The sequence below is a fragment of the Streptomyces sp. NPDC020681 genome (genome assembly GCF_044334895.1).
Lineage (GTDB): Bacteria > Actinomycetota > Actinomycetes > Streptomycetales > Streptomycetaceae > Streptomyces.
The window spans coordinates 166644-182530 of the sequence record NZ_JBIRTX010000015.1 but is presented as its reverse complement, the minus strand read 5'-3'; the positions used below and the strand labels follow the sequence as shown (position 1 = coordinate 182530).

20 protein-coding genes are annotated in these 15887 nt (G+C 71.1%); 1 reads left to right on the top strand and 19 read right to left on the bottom strand.

Annotated features, from left to right (window positions below):
• Positions 1–87: 87 nt before the first annotated feature.
• The 11 genes from lgt to hisI all read right to left on the bottom strand — a co-directional run bounded on the left by lgt (position 88) and on the right by hisI (position 9289).
• Positions 88–1044 carry a prolipoprotein diacylglyceryl transferase gene (gene lgt, locus ACH4YL_RS30135; protein ID WP_398510611.1) on the bottom strand — a complete coding sequence of 319 codons (957 nt, stop codon included), beginning with the start codon at positions 1042–1044 and terminating at the stop codon, positions 88–90.
• Positions 1045–1161: 117 nt separating this feature from the next.
• Entirely contained in the window at positions 1162–1995 is an 834-nt protein-coding gene (locus ACH4YL_RS30130) for a DsbA family protein (RefSeq protein WP_398510610.1), read from the bottom strand.
• 115 nt (positions 1996–2110) lie between these two features.
• Positions 2111–2926, bottom strand: coding sequence for a tryptophan synthase subunit alpha (gene trpA, locus ACH4YL_RS30125; protein ID WP_398510609.1), 816 nt, complete (start codon positions 2924–2926; stop codon positions 2111–2113).
• Positions 2923–4212 carry a tryptophan synthase subunit beta gene (trpB, locus tag ACH4YL_RS30120; RefSeq protein ID WP_398510608.1) on the bottom strand — a complete coding sequence of 430 codons (1290 nt, stop codon included), beginning with the start codon at positions 4210–4212 and terminating at the stop codon, positions 2923–2925. Before trpB ends, trpA begins: the two co-directional genes overlap by 4 nt.
• A 285-nt stretch (positions 4213–4497) precedes the next feature.
• A complete protein-coding gene (trpM, locus tag ACH4YL_RS30115) occupies positions 4498–4761 on the bottom strand; it encodes a tryptophan biosynthesis modulator TrpM (RefSeq protein ID WP_398510607.1) in 264 nt (87 codons plus the stop codon).
• Positions 4762–4768: 7 nt separating this feature from the next.
• Entirely contained in the window at positions 4769–5578 is an 810-nt protein-coding gene (gene trpC / locus ACH4YL_RS30110) for an indole-3-glycerol phosphate synthase TrpC (protein WP_398510606.1), read from the bottom strand.
• A gap of 171 nt (positions 5579–5749) precedes the next feature.
• Positions 5750–6196 (bottom strand): DUF2752 domain-containing protein, encoded by a 447-nt coding sequence (locus ACH4YL_RS30105; RefSeq protein WP_398510605.1) that lies wholly within the window; start codon positions 6194–6196, stop codon positions 5750–5752.
• Between the two features lie 112 nt (positions 6197–6308).
• Positions 6309–6587, bottom strand: a complete 279-nt coding sequence (locus ACH4YL_RS30100) for an HGxxPAAW family protein (protein ID WP_398510604.1) — start codon at positions 6585–6587, stop codon at positions 6309–6311.
• A 168-nt stretch (positions 6588–6755) separates the two neighbouring features.
• The gene (locus ACH4YL_RS30095) at positions 6756–7409 is read right to left on the bottom strand and encodes a TIGR02234 family membrane protein (protein ID WP_398510603.1); all 654 of its coding nucleotides are present in this window, start codon (positions 7407–7409) and stop codon (positions 6756–6758) included.
• Between the two features lie 6 nt (positions 7410–7415).
• Entirely contained in the window at positions 7416–8912 is a 1497-nt protein-coding gene (locus tag ACH4YL_RS30090; protein WP_398510602.1) for an anthranilate synthase component I, read from the bottom strand.
• 11 nt (positions 8913–8923) lie between these two features.
• Positions 8924–9289: a phosphoribosyl-AMP cyclohydrolase gene (hisI, locus tag ACH4YL_RS30085; protein WP_398510601.1), complete on the bottom strand. Its 366-nt coding sequence runs from the start codon at positions 9287–9289 to the stop codon at positions 8924–8926.
• A gap of 84 nt (positions 9290–9373) precedes the next feature.
• On the opposite strand from hisI, the gene ACH4YL_RS30080 reads away from it, so the two are divergent.
• On the top strand, positions 9374–10012 hold the full coding sequence (locus tag ACH4YL_RS30080) for a TIGR03085 family metal-binding protein (protein ID WP_398510600.1): 639 nt from the start codon (positions 9374–9376) through the stop codon (positions 10010–10012).
• Positions 10013–10026: 14 nt separating this feature from the next.
• On the opposite strand, the gene hisF is transcribed toward ACH4YL_RS30080, so the two are convergent.
• The 8 genes from hisF to hisD are packed head-to-tail and all read right to left on the bottom strand — an operon-like array spanning position 10027 to position 15724.
• The gene (hisF, locus tag ACH4YL_RS30075; RefSeq protein WP_398510599.1) at positions 10027–10782 is read right to left on the bottom strand and encodes an imidazole glycerol phosphate synthase subunit HisF; all 756 of its coding nucleotides are present in this window, start codon (positions 10780–10782) and stop codon (positions 10027–10029) included.
• Positions 10779–11177: a RidA family protein gene (locus ACH4YL_RS30070; protein ID WP_398510598.1), complete on the bottom strand. Its 399-nt coding sequence runs from the start codon at positions 11175–11177 to the stop codon at positions 10779–10781. The genes hisF and ACH4YL_RS30070 overlap by 4 nt, the downstream gene beginning before the upstream one ends.
• A complete protein-coding gene (gene priA, locus ACH4YL_RS30065; protein ID WP_398510597.1) occupies positions 11174–11902 on the bottom strand; it encodes a bifunctional 1-(5-phosphoribosyl)-5-((5-phosphoribosylamino)methylideneamino)imidazole-4-carboxamide isomerase/phosphoribosylanthranilate isomerase PriA in 729 nt (242 codons plus the stop codon). The genes ACH4YL_RS30070 and priA overlap by 4 nt, the downstream gene beginning before the upstream one ends.
• Positions 11899–12540: an imidazole glycerol phosphate synthase subunit HisH gene (gene hisH, locus ACH4YL_RS30060; RefSeq protein WP_398510596.1), complete on the bottom strand. Its 642-nt coding sequence runs from the start codon at positions 12538–12540 to the stop codon at positions 11899–11901. Before hisH ends, priA begins: the two co-directional genes overlap by 4 nt.
• The gene (locus tag ACH4YL_RS30055; RefSeq protein WP_398510595.1) at positions 12537–12704 is read right to left on the bottom strand and encodes a hypothetical protein; all 168 of its coding nucleotides are present in this window, start codon (positions 12702–12704) and stop codon (positions 12537–12539) included. The genes hisH and ACH4YL_RS30055 overlap by 4 nt, the downstream gene beginning before the upstream one ends.
• A 4-nt stretch (positions 12705–12708) precedes the next feature.
• The gene (gene hisB / locus ACH4YL_RS30050; RefSeq protein ID WP_398510594.1) at positions 12709–13302 is read right to left on the bottom strand and encodes an imidazoleglycerol-phosphate dehydratase HisB; all 594 of its coding nucleotides are present in this window, start codon (positions 13300–13302) and stop codon (positions 12709–12711) included.
• A complete protein-coding gene (locus ACH4YL_RS30045; RefSeq protein WP_398510593.1) occupies positions 13299–14405 on the bottom strand; it encodes a histidinol-phosphate transaminase in 1107 nt (368 codons plus the stop codon). Before ACH4YL_RS30045 ends, hisB begins: the two co-directional genes overlap by 4 nt.
• Positions 14402–15724, bottom strand: coding sequence for a histidinol dehydrogenase (hisD, locus tag ACH4YL_RS30040; RefSeq protein ID WP_398510592.1), 1323 nt, complete (start codon positions 15722–15724; stop codon positions 14402–14404). Before hisD ends, ACH4YL_RS30045 begins: the two co-directional genes overlap by 4 nt.
• Positions 15725–15887 lie beyond the last annotated feature (163 nt).

Sequence of the window (15887 nt, the reverse complement as noted above, 5' to 3'; positions counted from 1 at the left end):
GCAATCGCGGCTGAACGGGGCGGAACGCGGCGAGGCCGCCGGAACCCGAGGGTTCCGGCGGCCTCGCTCGCCGTTCAGCGTTCGCGATCAGCCCTTTGGGGCGGACTCAGCGTCCGTCTTCTCGTCCTGGTCGCCCCGGTCCCCGTCCGCGACATCCTCGACGGGGTCCGCCGCGTCCGCGCCGTCGGCAGCCTCCGACGAGGCTTCGGCCGACGTGTCGGCCTTCGCGGGCTTCTCCGGCTCGACGATCTCCTCACGCCCCGGCCGCAGCCGCGCCGAGAGCACCATGTACACCACGGCCAGCACGAAGACCACGATCGCGGTCCACACGTTCAGTCGCAGCCCCAGCACGGTGTGCGCCTCGTCGACCCGCATGTACTCGATCCAGGCGCGGCCCGCGCAGTACGCCGCGACATACAGCGCGAACGCCCGGCCGTGGCCCAGCTTGAACCGGCGGTCGGCCCAGATGACCAGTACGGCGACGCCGATGCACCACAGGGACTCGTACAGGAACGTCGGGTGGTAGAGGCCGGCCTCGCGGTTCGTACCCTCGGTGATCTTGAGGGCCCACGGGAGGTCGGTCTCCTTGCCGTACAGCTCCTGGTTGAACCAGTTGCCCCAGCGGCCGATGGCCTGCGCGATGGCGACGGCGGGTGCGAGGGCGTCAGCCCAGGCCGGCAGGGGGATCCCCCGGCGGCGGCAGCCGATCCAGGCGCCGACCGCGCCGAGCGCGATCGCGCCCCAGATACCGAGGCCGCCCTCCCAGATCTTGAAGGCGTCGACCCAGTTCTCACCCTCGCTGAAGTACAGCTGGTAGTCGGTGATCACGTGGTAGAGCCGGCCGCCGACCAGACCGAAGGGCACCGCCCAGACGGCGATGTCGGCCACGGTGCCGGCTTTGCCGCCCCGCGCGATCCAGCGCTTGTTGCCGTACCAGACGGCCACAAAGACGCCGATGATGATGCAGAAGGCATAGCCGCGCAGCGGAAGCGGTCCGAGATGGATCACTCCGGTCGACGGGCTGGGAATGTAGGCAAGTTCCATGGCAGGTCCGACGCTACCTTGCCGGGCGGGAAGCGCGGCAACCCACCCGGGCAACGTCTGGATAACGAGCGTGGCCCGGGCCGACGGCTCGAAGCCGTCGGCCGGGTCCCCGGGACTCTAAGAGGACTCCGGGCTCGGCGGCGCCGAGGGCCGCTGGGTGCCCGGCTTCTTGCCCGTGTTCGCCTCCGCGACCCACTTCTTCAGATTCGCCGGGGAGATCTGCTCGCTGCCCTTCGCCGGGAAGATGTTCTCGCCATTCAGCAGCACCGTCGGGGTGCCACGGAAGCCGCCCTCGGTGAAGGCGGTGTTCGACTTCTCCACCCAGGCGTCGTGCTTGCCGTCCTCCACGCAGCTGCGGAAGGCCGGAGTGTCGAGTCCGTCGACCTTGCCCGCGAGCTCGATCAGCGTGCTGTTGTCGCCGAAGGCGTCGTCCGTCTCCGGCGGCTGGTTCTGGTACAGCACGTCGTGGTACGGGACGAACTTGCCGACGTCCTGCGCACAGGCCACGGCATTGGCGGCGCGCAGCGAGCCGGTGCCGCCCATGTTCCCGTCGATGATCGTGGCGAGGTTGTACTCGACCTTGATCTGGCCGTCCCGCTCCAGCTCCTGGATGGTCTCCCGGAAGAGGTTCTCGAACTGGGCGCAGACGGGACAGCGGAAGTCCTCCCACACCGTGAGCGTGGACGGGGCGTCGCTCGCGCCCACCGGGATCGCCAGCTGGTCCTTGCCCTGCACACCGGCCGGTGCGAGCAGCGGACCCGCCTCCGAACCGCCATCCTTCTTACCGGCGTTGGCGGCGATCACGCCGACGACGGCGGCCAAGGCGAGGACGCCGACCACCGCCGCCGACACGATCAGCACGCGGCGGCGCTTCTCGCGTGCCTTCTCCGACTCACGTTCCCGCTGGAGCCGCTCGCGCGCGGCCCGTCTCCGTTCCTGGTTCTCGCTCACATCCCGGCAAACGAACCGGGGAGGCACGTACGCGCCTCCCCGGTCCCAGATCCACCCGTACGAGCGATCCGTACGAGCCGCGCGTCAACCTGCACAACGCAGGCCGCGCCTTTGGCTACGCGTCCCTGCGCACGCCCCGCGCGAGTTCGGCCGCCAGCTCGCGTACCGCCGCCAGGCCCGCGGCCTGGTCCGGCGCGTCCAGGAGCCGCTTCACAAACGCGGAGCCGACGATCACGCCGTCGGCGAAGACGGCGACCTCCTTCGCCTGTCCGGCGTTGGAGACGCCGAGGCCCACGCAGACCGGCAGTCCGGTGGTGGCACGGGTGCGCCGGACCAGGTCCTGGGCCTGTGCGCCGACCGATTCGCGGGTGCCGGTGACGCCCATCAGCGAGGCCGCGTACACAAAGCCGGAACCGGCCTGCGTGATCTTCGCGATCCGTGCGTCCTTGCTGCTCGGAGCGACGACGAAGACCGTGGCGAGACCGTGCTTCTCGGCGTGCTCGCGCCACACGCCGGCCTCCTCGACCGGCAGGTCGGGCAGGATGCAGCCCGCACCGCCGGCCTCGGCGAGCTCGGTGGTGAAGCGTTCGATGCCGTACCGGTCGATCGGATTCCAGTACGTCATCACCAGGACCGGCTTGCCGGTGGCCGTGTGCGCCTCGCGGACGGTGCGCATCACATCGGCGATCTTGACGCCGCCGCGCAGGGCGATGTCGTCGGCGGTCTGGATGACGGGCCCGTCGAGGACCGGGTCGCTGTGCGGCAGGCCCACCTCGACCACGTCGGCGCCGCCGTCCAGCACGGCCCTGACCGCCTCGATGCCGCCGTCGACGGTCGGGAAACCGGCCGGGAGGTAGGCGATGAGCGCGGCCCGGTTCTCGCCCTTGGCCCGCGCCAGGGTGTCGCTCAACAACTGGATGTTGCCGCTCACTTGGCGTCCCCCTCGATCTCGGCGACCTCGCCGGCCGCGTCCGCCTCGACGGCGGCGTCTTCCCCGTCGTACAGCCCGAAGTAGCGGGCGGCGGTGTCCATGTCCTTGTCGCCGCGGCCGGACAGATTGACCAGAATCAGTCCGTCCTTGCCGAGCTCCTTGCCGAGCTCGATCGCGCCGGCCAGCGCGTGCGCCGACTCGATCGCCGGGATGATGCCCTCGGTACGGGACAGCAGCCGCAGCGCCTGCATCGCGGCGTCATCGGTGACCGCGCGGTACTCGCCGCGGCCGATGTCCTTGAGATACGAGTGCTCGGGGCCGATGCCCGGGTAGTCGAGTCCGGCCGAGATCGAGTACGGCTCGGTGATCTGGCCCTCCTCGTCCTGCAGGACATAGCTCCTGGAGCCGTGGAGGATGCCGGGCTCGCCCGCGGTGAGCGTGGCCGCGTGCTCGCCGGACTCGATGCCGTGGCCCGCCGGCTCGCAGCCGACGAGGCGTACACCGGCGTCCGGGATGAAGGCGTGGAACAGTCCGATCGCGTTCGAGCCGCCGCCGACGCAGGCGACGGCGGCGTCGGGCAGTCGTCCGGCGCGCTCGAGAATCTGGCGGCGGGCCTCGACGCCGATGACGCGGTGGAAGTCGCGGACCATGGCCGGGAAGGGGTGCGGTCCCGCGACCGTGCCGAAGAGATAGTGCGTGTGGTCGACATTGGCGACCCAGTCGCGGAACGCCTCGTTGATGGCGTCCTTCAGGGTCCTGCTGCCGGACTTCACCGGGATGACCTCGGCGCCGAGCATGCGCATCCGGGCCACGTTCAGGGCCTGGCGCTGGGTGTCGATCTCACCCATGTAGACGGTGCATTCGAGGCCGAACAGGGCGCAGGCGGTGGCGGTGGCGACGCCGTGCTGGCCCGCGCCGGTCTCGGCGATGACGCGGGTCTTGCCCATGCGCTTGGTGAGCAGCGCCTGGCCGAGCACGTTGTTGATCTTGTGCGATCCGGTGTGGTTCAGATCCTCCCGCTTGAGGAAGACCCGCGCGCCACCTGCGTGCCCGGCGAACCTCGGCACCTCGGTGAGCGCGCTCGGCCGGCCGGTGTAGTCGACCATGAGCTCATTGAGCTCGGCGACGAAGGCAGGGTCGGCCTTGGCCTTGTCGTACTCGACGGCAACCTCGTCGACGGCGGCGACGAGGGCCTCGGGGATGAACTTTCCGCCGAAGGGGCCGAAGTAGCCCTGGGGGGTGGGGACGTGACCGTCCGGGTCGGGAATGAAGAAGTCGCTGGACATGGCGACGGTGCTCCTTGTCGGGGCGATGCCCCAGAAGTGAGGTGCAGGGACGCGGGTGTGCGCGCGGGTGGCCGGGGTTCTGTTCCCGCTCCCCGCAGCTTCCCGTAACCGGGGGCTGCGACCCCGGACCCCGCCCCGGACGGGACGGCGTCCGCTCCCAACTACGGGTAACCGAGGCGAGAGCCCGAGCCTGAGGACAGGTTTCCGCCGCACGCCCATGGGGCGTGGCGGTCGGGCGCGGGGCCCTCGACGGGTCCGAGGTTGGGACCTGGGGCGGAGCCCCAGTTACGGGAGGATGCGGCTGGCGCGCGCGGGCGCGCGCCATCGCATGCCGTTGACCTGGCCCGGCTCCGAGCCGATCACATACCTCACCCGGCGGCCGTGCACACGCCGCGCCGGCGCCCGGCAGCCGCGCGGCTTGCAGCCACGGGCCAGCGGCGCGTGCGGATCCCGCGCGGGCAGCACCGCACGCGCACCCACCAGGCCCGGACGGGCGCAGGCGTCCGCGCCCGAAGGGCGGCGGAGGGCGGCGGGGCGCGCGGAGGTCACGGCGGTGTCAGCTCCGTCCGTGGCGCAGTGCCGGATGAGCGCCGGCCGCCACCAGGTCCGCGACCGCCGACTTCGGGTCGCGGCCGGTGACCAGGGACTCGCCGACGAGGACCGCGTCCGCGCCCGCGTTGGCGTAGGCGATCAGGTCGTGCGGACCGCGCACGCCGGACTCGGCGATCTTGACGATGTGCGCCGGGATCTCGGGGGCGACCCGATCGAACGTGGAGCGGTCCACCTTGAGCGTCTTCAGGTCGCGCGCGTTGACGCCGATGATCTTCGCGCCGGCGTCCACCGCCCGCTCGACCTCGTCCTCGTCGTGCACCTCGACCAGCGGCGTGAGACCGATCGACTGGGCCCGCTCGATCAGCGAGACCAGGGCCTCCTGCTCCAGCGCGCCGACGATCAGCAGCACCAGGTCGGCCCCGTACGCCCGGGCCTCCCACAGCTGGTACGCCGTGACGATGAAGTCCTTGCGCAGCAGAGGGATGTCGACCCGGGCCCGGACGGCCTCCAGGTCGGCGAGCGAGCCGCCGAAGCGGCGCTGCTCGGTCAGTACGGAGATGACGGCCGCGCCGCCCGCCTCGTAGTCCGCGGCGAGCCCGGCAGGGTCGGCGATCGCGGCCAGCGCGCCCTTGGACGGGCTGGAGCGCTTGACCTCGCAGATCACCTGGACGCCCTCGCCGCGCAGGGCGGCGACTCCGTCCTTGGCCGCAGGAGCCTTCGCGGCGCGCTCCTTGAGCTCGTCGAGGCTGACGCGCGCCTGCCGCTCTGCGAGGTCGGCGCGTACGCCTTCGATGATCTCGTCGAGCACACTCACGCGAGCGGCCCCCTTCCGGGACGGTGATGGTTCAGGATCAGCGATGTTCAGGGATGGTTCAGGATCAGCCATCTCGATGGTATCCGCAGGATGGCCCCGGGCTCGCATCCGGTCGGCGCCCGTCCCACTACCTGGGACTTCGTGACCCGGCCGCAGCGCTGGTCAGCCCGGTCACGGGGCCAGCGCAGAGCCGAACGGCAGGTTCCGGATCACGCTGAAGATCAGTCCGACGGCGCCGAGCGACCACCACCAGGCGGGCGCGACGGCGAACCGCATCGGCACACCCCGTACGGCGCGAATCAGCCACACCAGCATCACCACGGCGAAGATCCCGTAGCCGATGACCGCCATGGCGTTGGCCCCGGCGGCGGTGGTCAGATCGCCGTGGATGAAGGCATGCGCGCTGCGCAGCCCGCCGCAGCCCGGGCAGTAGATCCCGGTGACCCTCAGCAGCGGGCAGACCGGATAGTGGCCAGGCTCATTGGGGTCGACCGTGCCGACGTACGCGAAGGCCGCGGCGACTCCGGCGAGGGTGGCCAGGGGCGTGGCGAGGCGCCGCGCGAGCGGGGCGGGCCCGGGGGCCGGAGCGGGTGTCGCCGCGGAAGGCGAGGAAGGCATGGCGTCCACCCCGTGATTGTCTCCGTCGGTACGCAAAGGCGCAGCCCGGCTGATTCGCCGGTCTGCGCCTCGAGTCGTGAGGCCGCGAAGGCCCCGTGCTGCCGCGAAAGCGTCAGGCGACCGACTGCGCCGTGGCCGGCTCCGCGACGGCGCTCGCCGTGATGGCCTGCGACCGGGCGTGCGCGACGGCCGCTGACTCCTTCGGCATGCCGAGACCCGCGGCCTTCATGAGGAGGCCCACGACTCCGCCGAGGAGGATGACGACGATGCCGCCCCAGAAGCCGAGCGGGTTGGCCGCGACCATGAAGACGCCTGAGATGCAGAAACCGATGAAGGAGATGGTGACACCGGTCCAGGCGGCCGGGGTGTGTCCGTGGGCGCTGCCCGCCATGAGTTTGCTCCTCGTTGCTGATGCTGTGGGGTGAGCTGGTGCTCTGTGCTGAGCCGGACGCTCACATGCCATTGTCCCGTACGCCGGAGCGTGCTCGGATGCGGGGTGCGTCACGTCCACGCGTCCACGTCCACGCGCTCCCGTGGACGCGAGGTCACGCATGCGACGTCACGCTTCGCGCGTCGGGTCCTCGCCGCGGTCCAGGGCCTTCCAGAGGTCCTCGGGCCGGTCGGGGTCGACGACCGGGGCCTTGCGGGGCCTGGGCGTCCCGTCCCGTTCGTACCGGCCGGACATCGCGGGCCACAGCTTGCCGTACCGCAGCGCCAGCAGGCCGGCGAGCAGGATCAGCAGCCCGGCGACCGCGGTGATGTAGGGCCAGGCGGTGTGCGTGAGGGCGTCGACGGTGGCGGCGGTGTCGCCGGTGGTCTGCGCGGCCCGTTCGTCGAGGGCGTCGCTGTCGGAGGCACCGAGGTAGGCGGCGACCGCAGCGCCCGCGCCGCTCAGCGCGAGCAGCGCGGAGACCAGCAGCCGGCCGGCGCGGCGTACGGCGAAGACGGCGACCAGCGCGGCCAGGCCGACGATCGCGAGCGCGGTCGGGACGCCGGTGACATCGCTGCCGTCGGCGTCGAGCGGAATGCTGCCGCCGCCGACGGCGGCGGTGCCTTCGGCCCAGGTCTGGCCGGAGGCGAGCAGCACGACGGTCGCGCCGACGGCGCCGAGGAACAGCGCCGCCGCGAGGCTGCGGCGACCGCTGTTCGCGGCGGCAGCGGAGGCGGCTGAGGCGCGCGGCTGGGGTACGGGTACGGCACTCACGCCCCCCACTATCCCTTACGGCCCGTTGTGACCGTTCAGCCGGTTGGCCGTATGGACGGCGCGGAGCACCGCGGCCGCCTTGTTGCGGCACTCGGTGTCCTCGGCGACCGGGTCGGAGTCGGCCACGACACCGGCTCCGGCCTGCACGAACGCCGTGCCTTCGCGGAGCAGCGCGGTGCGGATGGCGATCGCGGTGTCGGAGTTCCCCGCGAAGTCGAGATAGCCGACGCAGCCGCCGTACAGCCCGCGCCGGGACGGTTCGAGCTCGTCGATGATCTGCATCGCGCGGGGCTTGGGAGCACCGGAGAGGGTGCCGGCCGGGAAGCAGGCGGTCAGCACGTCGAAGGCACTGCGGCCGTCGGCGACCTTGCCGGTCACGGTCGAGACGATGTGCATGACGTGCGAGTACCGCTCGATCGACATGAAGTCGACGACCTCGACGCTGCCCGGCTCGCAGACCCGGCCCAGGTCGTTGCGCCCGAGGTCGACGAGCATCAGATGCTCGGCGCGCTCCTTGGGGTCGGCCATCAGCTCGTCGGCGAGCGCCTGGTCCTCCTGCGGCGTGGCGCCGCGCGGCCGCGTCCCGGCGATCGGATGGACCATCGCGTGACCGTCCTCGACCTTGACGAGGGCTTCCGGGCTGGAGCCGACGACATCGAATCCGTCGAACCGGAAAAGGTACATGTACGGCGACGGATTGGTGGCCCGCAGCACCCGGTAGACGTCCAACGCGCTTGCGCCGCAGGGGGTTTCGAACCGCTGGGACGGCACGACCTGGAAGGCCTCGCCGGCCCGGATGCGTTCCTTGATGTCCTCGACGGCGGCCTGGTAATCCTTGCCGCCCCACTCCACGGTGAACTCGGGCAGCTCGGACGGCGGCAGCGCGGCGGGCGCGGAGGCCAGCGGCCTGGCGAGATCGTTCTCCATGGCGTCGAGCCGCGCGACGGCGTCCGCGTGCGCCTCGTCGACGCCGGTGTCGAGGTCGTTGTGGTTGATGGCGTTGGCGATCAGCAGGACGGTGCCGTCCCAGTGGTCGAGTACGGCCAGGTCCGAGGTGAGCAGCATGGTCAGCTCGGGCAGCTTGAGGTCGTCGCGCTCGCCCGGGCCGATCTTCTCCAGCCTGCGGACGATGTCGTAGCCGAGATAGCCCACCATGCCGCCGGTGAAGGGCGGCATTCCGGCGGCGAGGTCGTGCGGGGTGTGCAGCGCCTCGACGGTGGCACGCAGCGCGGCCAGCGGGTCACCGTCGACCGGGACACCGACGGGCGGGGTGCCGAGCCAGTGGGCCCGACCGTCGCGCTCGGTGAGTGTGCCCGCGCTTCGTACGCCGATGAAGGAGTAGCGCGACCAGGAGCGGCCGTTCTCGGCGGATTCGAGGAGGAACGTGCCGGGGCGCTCGGCGGCAAGCTTGCGGTAGAGCGCGACCGGGGTGTCACCGTCGGCGAGCAGGCGGCGGCTGACGGGGATGACGCGCCGGTCGGCGGCGAGCTTGCGGAAGGTCTCGAGATCCATGGCGTCCGACCCTACTGGCCGAGCGGCAGGACGTCGGCGTCGAAGCAGGTGCGGGCCCCGGTGTGGCAGGCGGCGCCGATCTGGTCGACCTTGACGAGGATCGTGTCGGCGTCGCAGTCCAGCGCCACCGATTTGACGTGCTGGACATGGCCGGAGGTGTCGCCCTTGACCCAGTACTCCTGGCGGCTGCGCGACCAGTAGGTGCAGCGGCCGGTGGTGAGCGTGCGGTGCAGGGCCTCGTCGTCCATCCAGCCGAGCATCAGCACCTCGCCGGTGTCGTACTGCTGGGCGATGGCGGGGAGGAGTCCGTCGGCGGTGCGCTTGAGGCGGGCGGCGACGGCGGGATCGAGCGGGCTGGCGGGGACACTGCTGGTCATAGGGCCATTGTGCCGTGCTCCGGGCGCGTGACGGGCGGTGCGTCCACTGGGCGGACCACCCGCCCCGGTCGTAGGCTGGCGGACATGTCGACCCATGCGAAGCGTGAACGACTTCTGCTCGCCGACCTGTTGGAGGCGGCGGGCCCCGATGCCCCGACCCTGTGCGAAGGCTGGACGACCCGGGAACTCGCCGCCCATGTGGTGGTGCGGGAGCGGCGGCCCGACGCGGCGGCCGGGCAGCTGATCCCCGCGCTGAGGGCCCGCATGGAGCGGGCGCAGGCGGAGTTCGCGGAGAAGCCGTACGAGGAGCTGATCCAGCTGATCCGTACGGGACCGCCGCGGATGTCGCCGTACGGGATCAAGCAGGTGGAGGAGGCGGCGAACACCGTCGAGTTCTATGTGCACGCCGAGGACGTGCGGCGGGCCCAGCCGGACTGGTCGCCGCGCAAGCTGGACAAGGTCTTCGAGGACGCGCTGTGGTCCCGCCTGGAGAAGGCGGCCAGGCTGATGGGCCGCAAGGCGCCGGTGGGCATGGTGCTGCGCCGCCCGGACGGCCAGACGGCGGTCGCACACCGCGGCACACCGGTGGTGACGGTGACCGGCGAGCCGGGTGAGCTGACGATGTTCACGCTCGGCCGGCAGAACGTGGCGCAGGTGGACCTGGAGGGCGACAAGGAGGCGGTGGAGCGGCTGCGCGAGGCCAAGCTCGGCATCGGTATGTGAGCGGCCCGGGCGGTTCAGCGGACGAGGTGGCCGGCCTCCCGCAGCGCGTCCTTGACCTGCGAGATACGCAGATCACCGAAGTGGAAGACCGAGGCCGCGAGCACCGCGTCCGCGCCCGCCTCGATGGCCGGCGGGAAGTCCCCGAGCCGTCCGGCGCCGCCGCTCGCGATGACCGGGACGGTCACGTGCTTGCGCACGGCCGCGATCATCTCGGTGTCGTAGCCGTCCTTCGTGCCGTCCGCGTCCATCGAGTTGAGCAGGATCTCGCCGGCGCCCAACTCCGCGGCGCGGTGCGCCCATTCGACCGCGTCGATTCCGGTGCCCTGGCGGCCGCCGTGCGTGGTGACCTCGAAGGACCCGGTCGGGGTCCGGCGCGCGTCGACCGACAGCACCAGCACCTGACGGCCGAAGCGCTCGGCGATCTCGCGGATCAGCTCCGGGCGGGCGATCGCCGCCGTGTTGACGCCGACCTTGTCCGCGCCGGCCCGCAGCAGCTTGTCGACGTCGTCCGCCGAGCGGACGCCGCCGCCGACCGTGAGCGGGATGAAGACCTGCTCGGCGGTGCGGCGCACCACGTCGTATGTCGTCTCGCGGTTGCCGGAGGAGGCCGTGATGTCGAGGAAGGTCAGCTCGTCGGCGCCTTCGGCGTCGTACAGCTTGGCCATCTCGACGGGATCGCCGGCGTCCCGCAGATTCTGGAAGTTGACGCCCTTGACGACCCGGCCGTTGTCGACGTCCAGGCAGGGGATGACCCGTACGGCGAGTGTCATGCGGCACCTCCTCGGTACGCCTCGAGCTCGACCTCGACGACCAGACGCGGGTCGACGAAGCCGGAGACGATGAGCATCGACGCGGCGGGCCGTACGGAGCCGAACAGCTCCCGGTGGGCGCGGCCGACCGCCTCCACGTCGCGGGCGTGGGTGAGGTACATCCGTGTGCGCACCACATGCTCGCGGTCGAGACCGAGGTCCTTCAGCGCGCCGATGGCCACACCGAACGCGGTGATCGCCTGGTCGTAGGGGTCGCCGTCGAGGATCACGCCGTCGACCACGGAGGTGCATCCCGACACCAGGGCAAGGCCGTTCGGGAGCTCCACGGCACGGGAGTAGCCGAAGGCTTCCTCCCAGGGGCTCTGCGACGAGATACGGCGTACCGAGTCGGTCATGGCGCCACCGCCGCGAGCGCTTCCTCGAGCGTGAACGCCTTCGCGTACAGCGCCTTGCCGACGATCGCGCCCTCGACGCCCTCGGGGACGAGTGAGGCCAGGGCCCGCAGGTCGTCGAGCGAGGAGACGCCGCCGGAGGCGACGACCGGCTTGTCGGTGGCCGCGCAGACGTTCTTCAGCAGCTCCAGGTTCGGGCCCTGGAGCGTGCCGTCCTTGGCGATGTCGGTCACCACGTAGCGGGCGCAGCCCTCGGAGTCGAGGCGCGCGAGCGTCTCGTACAGGTCGCCGCCGTCGCGGGTCCAGCCACGGCCGCGCAGCGTCGTGCCGCGTACGTCCAGACCCACCGCGATCTTGTCGCCGTGCTCGGCGATGACCTTGGCGACCCACTCCGGCGTCTCCAGCGCGGCCGTGCCGAGGTTGACCCGGGTGCAGCCGGTGGCGAGGGCGGCGGCCAGTGAGGCGTCGTCGCGGATGCCGCCGGACAGTTCGACCTTGATGTCCATGGCGCGGGCGACCTCGGCGATCAGCTCCCGGTTGTCGCCGGTGCCGAACGCGGCGTCCAGGTCGACCAGGTGCAGCCACTCCGCGCCCGCGCGCTGCCAGGTGAGGGCGGCCTCCAGCGGGGAGCCGTACGAGGTCTCCGTGCCGGACTCGCCGTGCACGAGGCGGACGGCCTGGCCGTCACGGACGTCGACGGCGGGGAGGAGTTCGAGAGTGGTGCTCACAGGGTTCCGATCCAGTTGGTCAGCAGCTGGGCTCCGGCGTCGCCGGACTTCTCGGGGTGGAACTGCGTCGCCCACAGCGCGCTGTTCTCCACGGCGGCGACAAAACGCTCGCCGTGGGTGGCCCAGGTGACCTGGGGCGCGCGGATGGCGGGGTTGGTGACTTCCAGCTCCCAGTCGTGGGCGGCGTAGGAGTGCACGAAGTAGAACCGGGCGTCGGCGTCGAGACCGGCGAAGAGCCGGCTGTCGGCGGGTGCCTCCACGGTGTTCCAGCCCATGTGCGGCACGATCGGGGCCTTCAGCGGGCCCACGGTGCCGGGCCATTCGTCCAGGCCCTCGGTCTCCACGCCGTGCTCGATGCCGCGCGCGAAGAGAATCTGCATACCCACGCAGATGCCCATGACCGGGCGGCCTCCGGCGAGGCGGCGGCCGACGATCCACTCGCCGCGGGCCTTCTTCAGGCCCTCCATACAGGCGGAGAACGCGCCGACGCCGGGCACCAGAAGTCCGTCGGCGTTCATGGCCTTGTCGAAGTCCCGGGTGATCTCGACATCCGCGCCGACCCGGGCCAGTGCCCGCTCGGCGGAGCGGACATTGCCGAATCCGTAGTCGAAGACGACGACTTTCTTGGCAGCGCTCATTCCCAGATCCCCTGAATCCGCAGGACGCCGGCGACCAGGCACATCACCGAGCCTATGCCGAGGAGCACGATCAGGCCCGTGGGCATCTTCTGCTTGGAGAAGGAGTACACACCGCCGGCGAGGAAGAGACCGACGACGATGAGGATGGTGGAGAGGCCGGTCATGGGGTTACAGCGCGCCCTTCGTGGACGGAAGAATTCCGGCGGCGCGCGGGTCGCGCTCGCAGGCGTAACGCAGGGCGCGGGCCAGCGCCTTGAACTGGCACTCCACGATGTGGTGCGCGTTGCGGCCGTACGGGACGTGGACGTGCAGTGCGATCTGCGCCTGCGCGACGAAGGACTCCAGGATGTGCCGGGTCATCGTCGTGTCGTACGCGCCGATCATCGGCGCCATGTTCTCGGGCTCGGTGTGCACGAGGTACGGACGGCCGGAGAGGTCCACGGTGACCTGCGCCAGCGACTCGTCGAGCGGGACGGTGCAGTTGCCGAAGCGGTAGATACCGACCTTGTCGCCGAGTGCCTGCTTGAAGGCGGCGCCGAGCGCGAGCGCGGTGTCCTCGATGGTGTGGTGCGAGTCGATGTGCAGATCGCCCTCGGTCTTCACGGTGAGGTCGAACAGGCCGTGCCGGCCGAGCTGGTCGAGCATGTGGTCGTAGAAGCCGACGCCGGTCGCGACATCGACCTTTCCGGTGCCGTCGAGGTCGACCTCGACGACGACGGACGTCTCCTTGGTGGTGCGTTCGACACGGCCAACCCGGCTCATGCGTCGTACTCCTTCTTCAGCTCACGAACCGCGTCGAGGAACGCGTCGTTCTCTTCTGGCGTGCCTGCGGTGACGCGGAGCCACCCCGGCACTCCGTTGTCACGGACCAGGACGCCCCGGTCGAGGATCTTCTGCCAGGCCTCGTGGCTGTCGGCGAAACGGCCGAACTGGACGAAGTTGGCGTCCGATTCAGTGACCTCCCAGCCGATCGCCCGCAGCTCGCTGACCAGCCGGTCCCGCTCCTGCTTCAGCTGCTCGACGTACCCGAGCAGCGTATCGGTGTGCTCCAGCGCGGCGAGCGCGGTGGCCTGGGTGACGGCGGACAGGTGGTACGGCAGCCGCACCAGCTGTACGGCGTCGACGACCGCCGGGTGCGCGGCGAGGTAGCCGAGGCGCAGTCCGGCGGCGCCGAAGGCCTTGGACATGGTGCGCGAGACCACCAGGTTCGGCCGGCCCTCGATCAGCGGCAGCAGCGATTCGCGGTGGCTGAATTCCACGTATGCCTCGTCCACCACGACCAGCGAGGGCTTGGCCGCCTGCGCGGCCTCGTACAGCGCGAGGACCGTCTCGGCCTCGACCGCGGTGCCGGTGGGGTTGTTGGGCGAGGTGATGAAGACGACGTCCGGCGCGTTCTCGGCGATGGCCTGCCCGGCCGCCGCGAGGTCGATGGTGAAGTCGTCGTTGCGCGGGCCGGAGATCCAGCCGGTGCCGGTGCCGCGGGCGATGAGCCCATGCATCGAGTACGAGGGCTCGAAGCCGATCGCGGTACGGCCGGGGCCGCCGAAGGTCTGCAGCAGCTGCTGGATGACCTCGTTGGACCCGTTGGCCGCCCATACGTTCTCGACGGCGACGCGGTGCTTGCCGGTCCGGGTCAGATACGCGGCGAGCTCGGTGCGCAGCTCGACCGCGTCCCGGTCGGGGTAGCGGTTGAGGCCGCGCGCGGCCTCCGCGACCCGTTCGGCGATCCGCTCGACGAGCGGCTCGGGCAGCGGGTACGGGTTCTCGTTGGTGTTCAGCTGCACCGGCACGTCCAACTGGGGCGCGCCGTACGGGGACTTGCCGCGCAGCTCGTCCCGTACCGGAAGGTCGTCGATGCCCGTCATGCCCTCGGCACCTTCCACTCGAAGCGCGCCTTCATGGCCGCTCCGTGCGCCGGCAGGTCCTCCGCCTCGGCCAGCGCCACCACGTGGTGCGTGACCTCGGCGAGGGCGTCCCGCGTGTAGTCCACGACGTGGATGCCGCGCAGGAAGGACTGGACGGACAGACCGGACGAGTGGCAGGCGCAGCCGCCGGTCGGCAGTACGTGGTTGGAGCCCGCGCAGTAGTCGCCGAGCGAGACCGGGGACCAGGGGCCGACGAAGATCGCGCCGGCGTTGCGGACCCGGGCGGCGACCGCGGCGGCGTCAGTGGTCTGGACCTCCAGGTGCTCGGCGCCGTAGGCGTCGACGACCCGCAGGCCCTCGTCGATCCCGTCGACCAGGACGATCGCGGACTGCCTGCCGCGCAGCGCGGGCAGGATGCGGTCCTCGACGTGCTTGGTCGCGGCGACCTGCGGCTCCAGCTCCCGCTCGACCGCGTCCGCCAGTTCCACGGAGTCGGTGACGAGTACGGCGGCGGCCAGCGGGTCGTGCTCGGCCTGGCTGATCAGGTCGGCGGCGACATGCACCGGGTCGGCGGTGGAGTCGGCGAGGATCGCGATCTCGGTCGGGCCGGCCTCGGTGTCGATGCCGATCCGGCCGGTGAAGTACCGCTTGGCGGCGGCGACCCAGATGTTGCCGGGGCCGGTGACCATGTTGGCGGGGGCGCAGTCGTCGGTGCCGTACGCGAACATCGCGACGGCCTGGGCGCCGCCCGCGGCGTACACCTCGTCCACGCCGAGCAGCGCGCAGGCGGCCAGGATCGTCGGGTGCGGCAGGCCGCCGAACTCCTTCTGCGGCGGGGACGCGAGCGCGATCGACTCGACGCCCGCCTCCTGCGCCGGAACCGCGTTCATGATCACGGAGGACGGGTAGACGGAGCGGCCGCCGGGCGCGTAAAGCCCCACGCGCTGAACGGGCACCCACTTCTCGGTCACAGTTCCGCCGGGCACGACCTGCGTGGTGTGCTCACTGCGGCGCTGTGCGCGGTGCACGATCCTGGCCCGCCGGATCGACTCCTCCAGTGCGGCCCTGACCTCGGGATCGAGCTGCTCCAGGGCCTCGGCGAGCGCCGCCGCCGGCACCGGGATCCGCTCCAGCGTGACCCCGTCGAACTTCTCCGCGTACTCGATCAGCGCCGCCGTCCCGCGATGATGCACGTCCTCGCAGATGGGCCGCACCTTCTCCAGGGCGGCTTCCACGTCGAACTCAGCACGGGGCAGCAGGTCGCGCAGAGCGCCGCCTTCGGGGAGGGCGTCGCCGCGCAGATCGATTCGTGAGATCACGAACCAATTCTCTCAGACCGGATTCGGCCGATGGTCACGCGTATCACTGGCTGATACACATCACTGGCCGATCTTCGGCACCAGATGTTGTTCATGACCACTAGCGTTCAGTCCGTCACGCAGCGGGAAGAACAGCTGTACGAGCGAAGATGCGGAGGGGCGG

What these genes read in the sequence shown, in the direction of transcription:
- lgt (WP_398510611.1), bottom strand. Translation starts at nt 1,044, where the DNA reads ATGGAACTTGCCTACATTCCCAGCCCGTCGACCGGAGTGATCCATCTC.
- trpB (WP_398510608.1), bottom strand. Translation starts at nt 4,212, where the DNA reads ATGTCCAGCGACTTCTTCATTCCCGACCCGGACGGTCACGTCCCCACC.
- ACH4YL_RS30105 (WP_398510605.1), bottom strand. Translation starts at nt 6,196, where the DNA reads ATGCCTTCCTCGCCTTCCGCGGCGACACCCGCTCCGGCCCCCGGGCCC.
- ACH4YL_RS30100 (WP_398510604.1), bottom strand. Translation starts at nt 6,587, where the DNA reads ATGGCGGGCAGCGCCCACGGACACACCCCGGCCGCCTGGACCGGTGTC.
- ACH4YL_RS30090 (WP_398510602.1), bottom strand. Translation starts at nt 8,912, where the DNA reads ATGGATCTCGAGACCTTCCGCAAGCTCGCCGCCGACCGGCGCGTCATC.
- hisI (WP_398510601.1), bottom strand. Translation starts at nt 9,289, where the DNA reads ATGACCAGCAGTGTCCCCGCCAGCCCGCTCGATCCCGCCGTCGCCGCC.
- ACH4YL_RS30080 (WP_398510600.1), top strand. Translation starts at nt 9,374, where the DNA reads ATGTCGACCCATGCGAAGCGTGAACGACTTCTGCTCGCCGACCTGTTG.
- hisF (WP_398510599.1), bottom strand. Translation starts at nt 10,782, where the DNA reads ATGACACTCGCCGTACGGGTCATCCCCTGCCTGGACGTCGACAACGGC.
- ACH4YL_RS30070 (WP_398510598.1), bottom strand. Translation starts at nt 11,177, where the DNA reads ATGACCGACTCGGTACGCCGTATCTCGTCGCAGAGCCCCTGGGAGGAA.
- hisH (WP_398510596.1), bottom strand. Translation starts at nt 12,540, where the DNA reads ATGAGCGCTGCCAAGAAAGTCGTCGTCTTCGACTACGGATTCGGCAAT.
- ACH4YL_RS30055 (WP_398510595.1), bottom strand. Translation starts at nt 12,704, where the DNA reads ATGACCGGCCTCTCCACCATCCTCATCGTCGTCGGTCTCTTCCTCGCC.
- hisB (WP_398510594.1), bottom strand. Translation starts at nt 13,302, where the DNA reads ATGAGCCGGGTTGGCCGTGTCGAACGCACCACCAAGGAGACGTCCGTC.
- ACH4YL_RS30045 (WP_398510593.1), bottom strand. Translation starts at nt 14,405, where the DNA reads ATGACGGGCATCGACGACCTTCCGGTACGGGACGAGCTGCGCGGCAAG.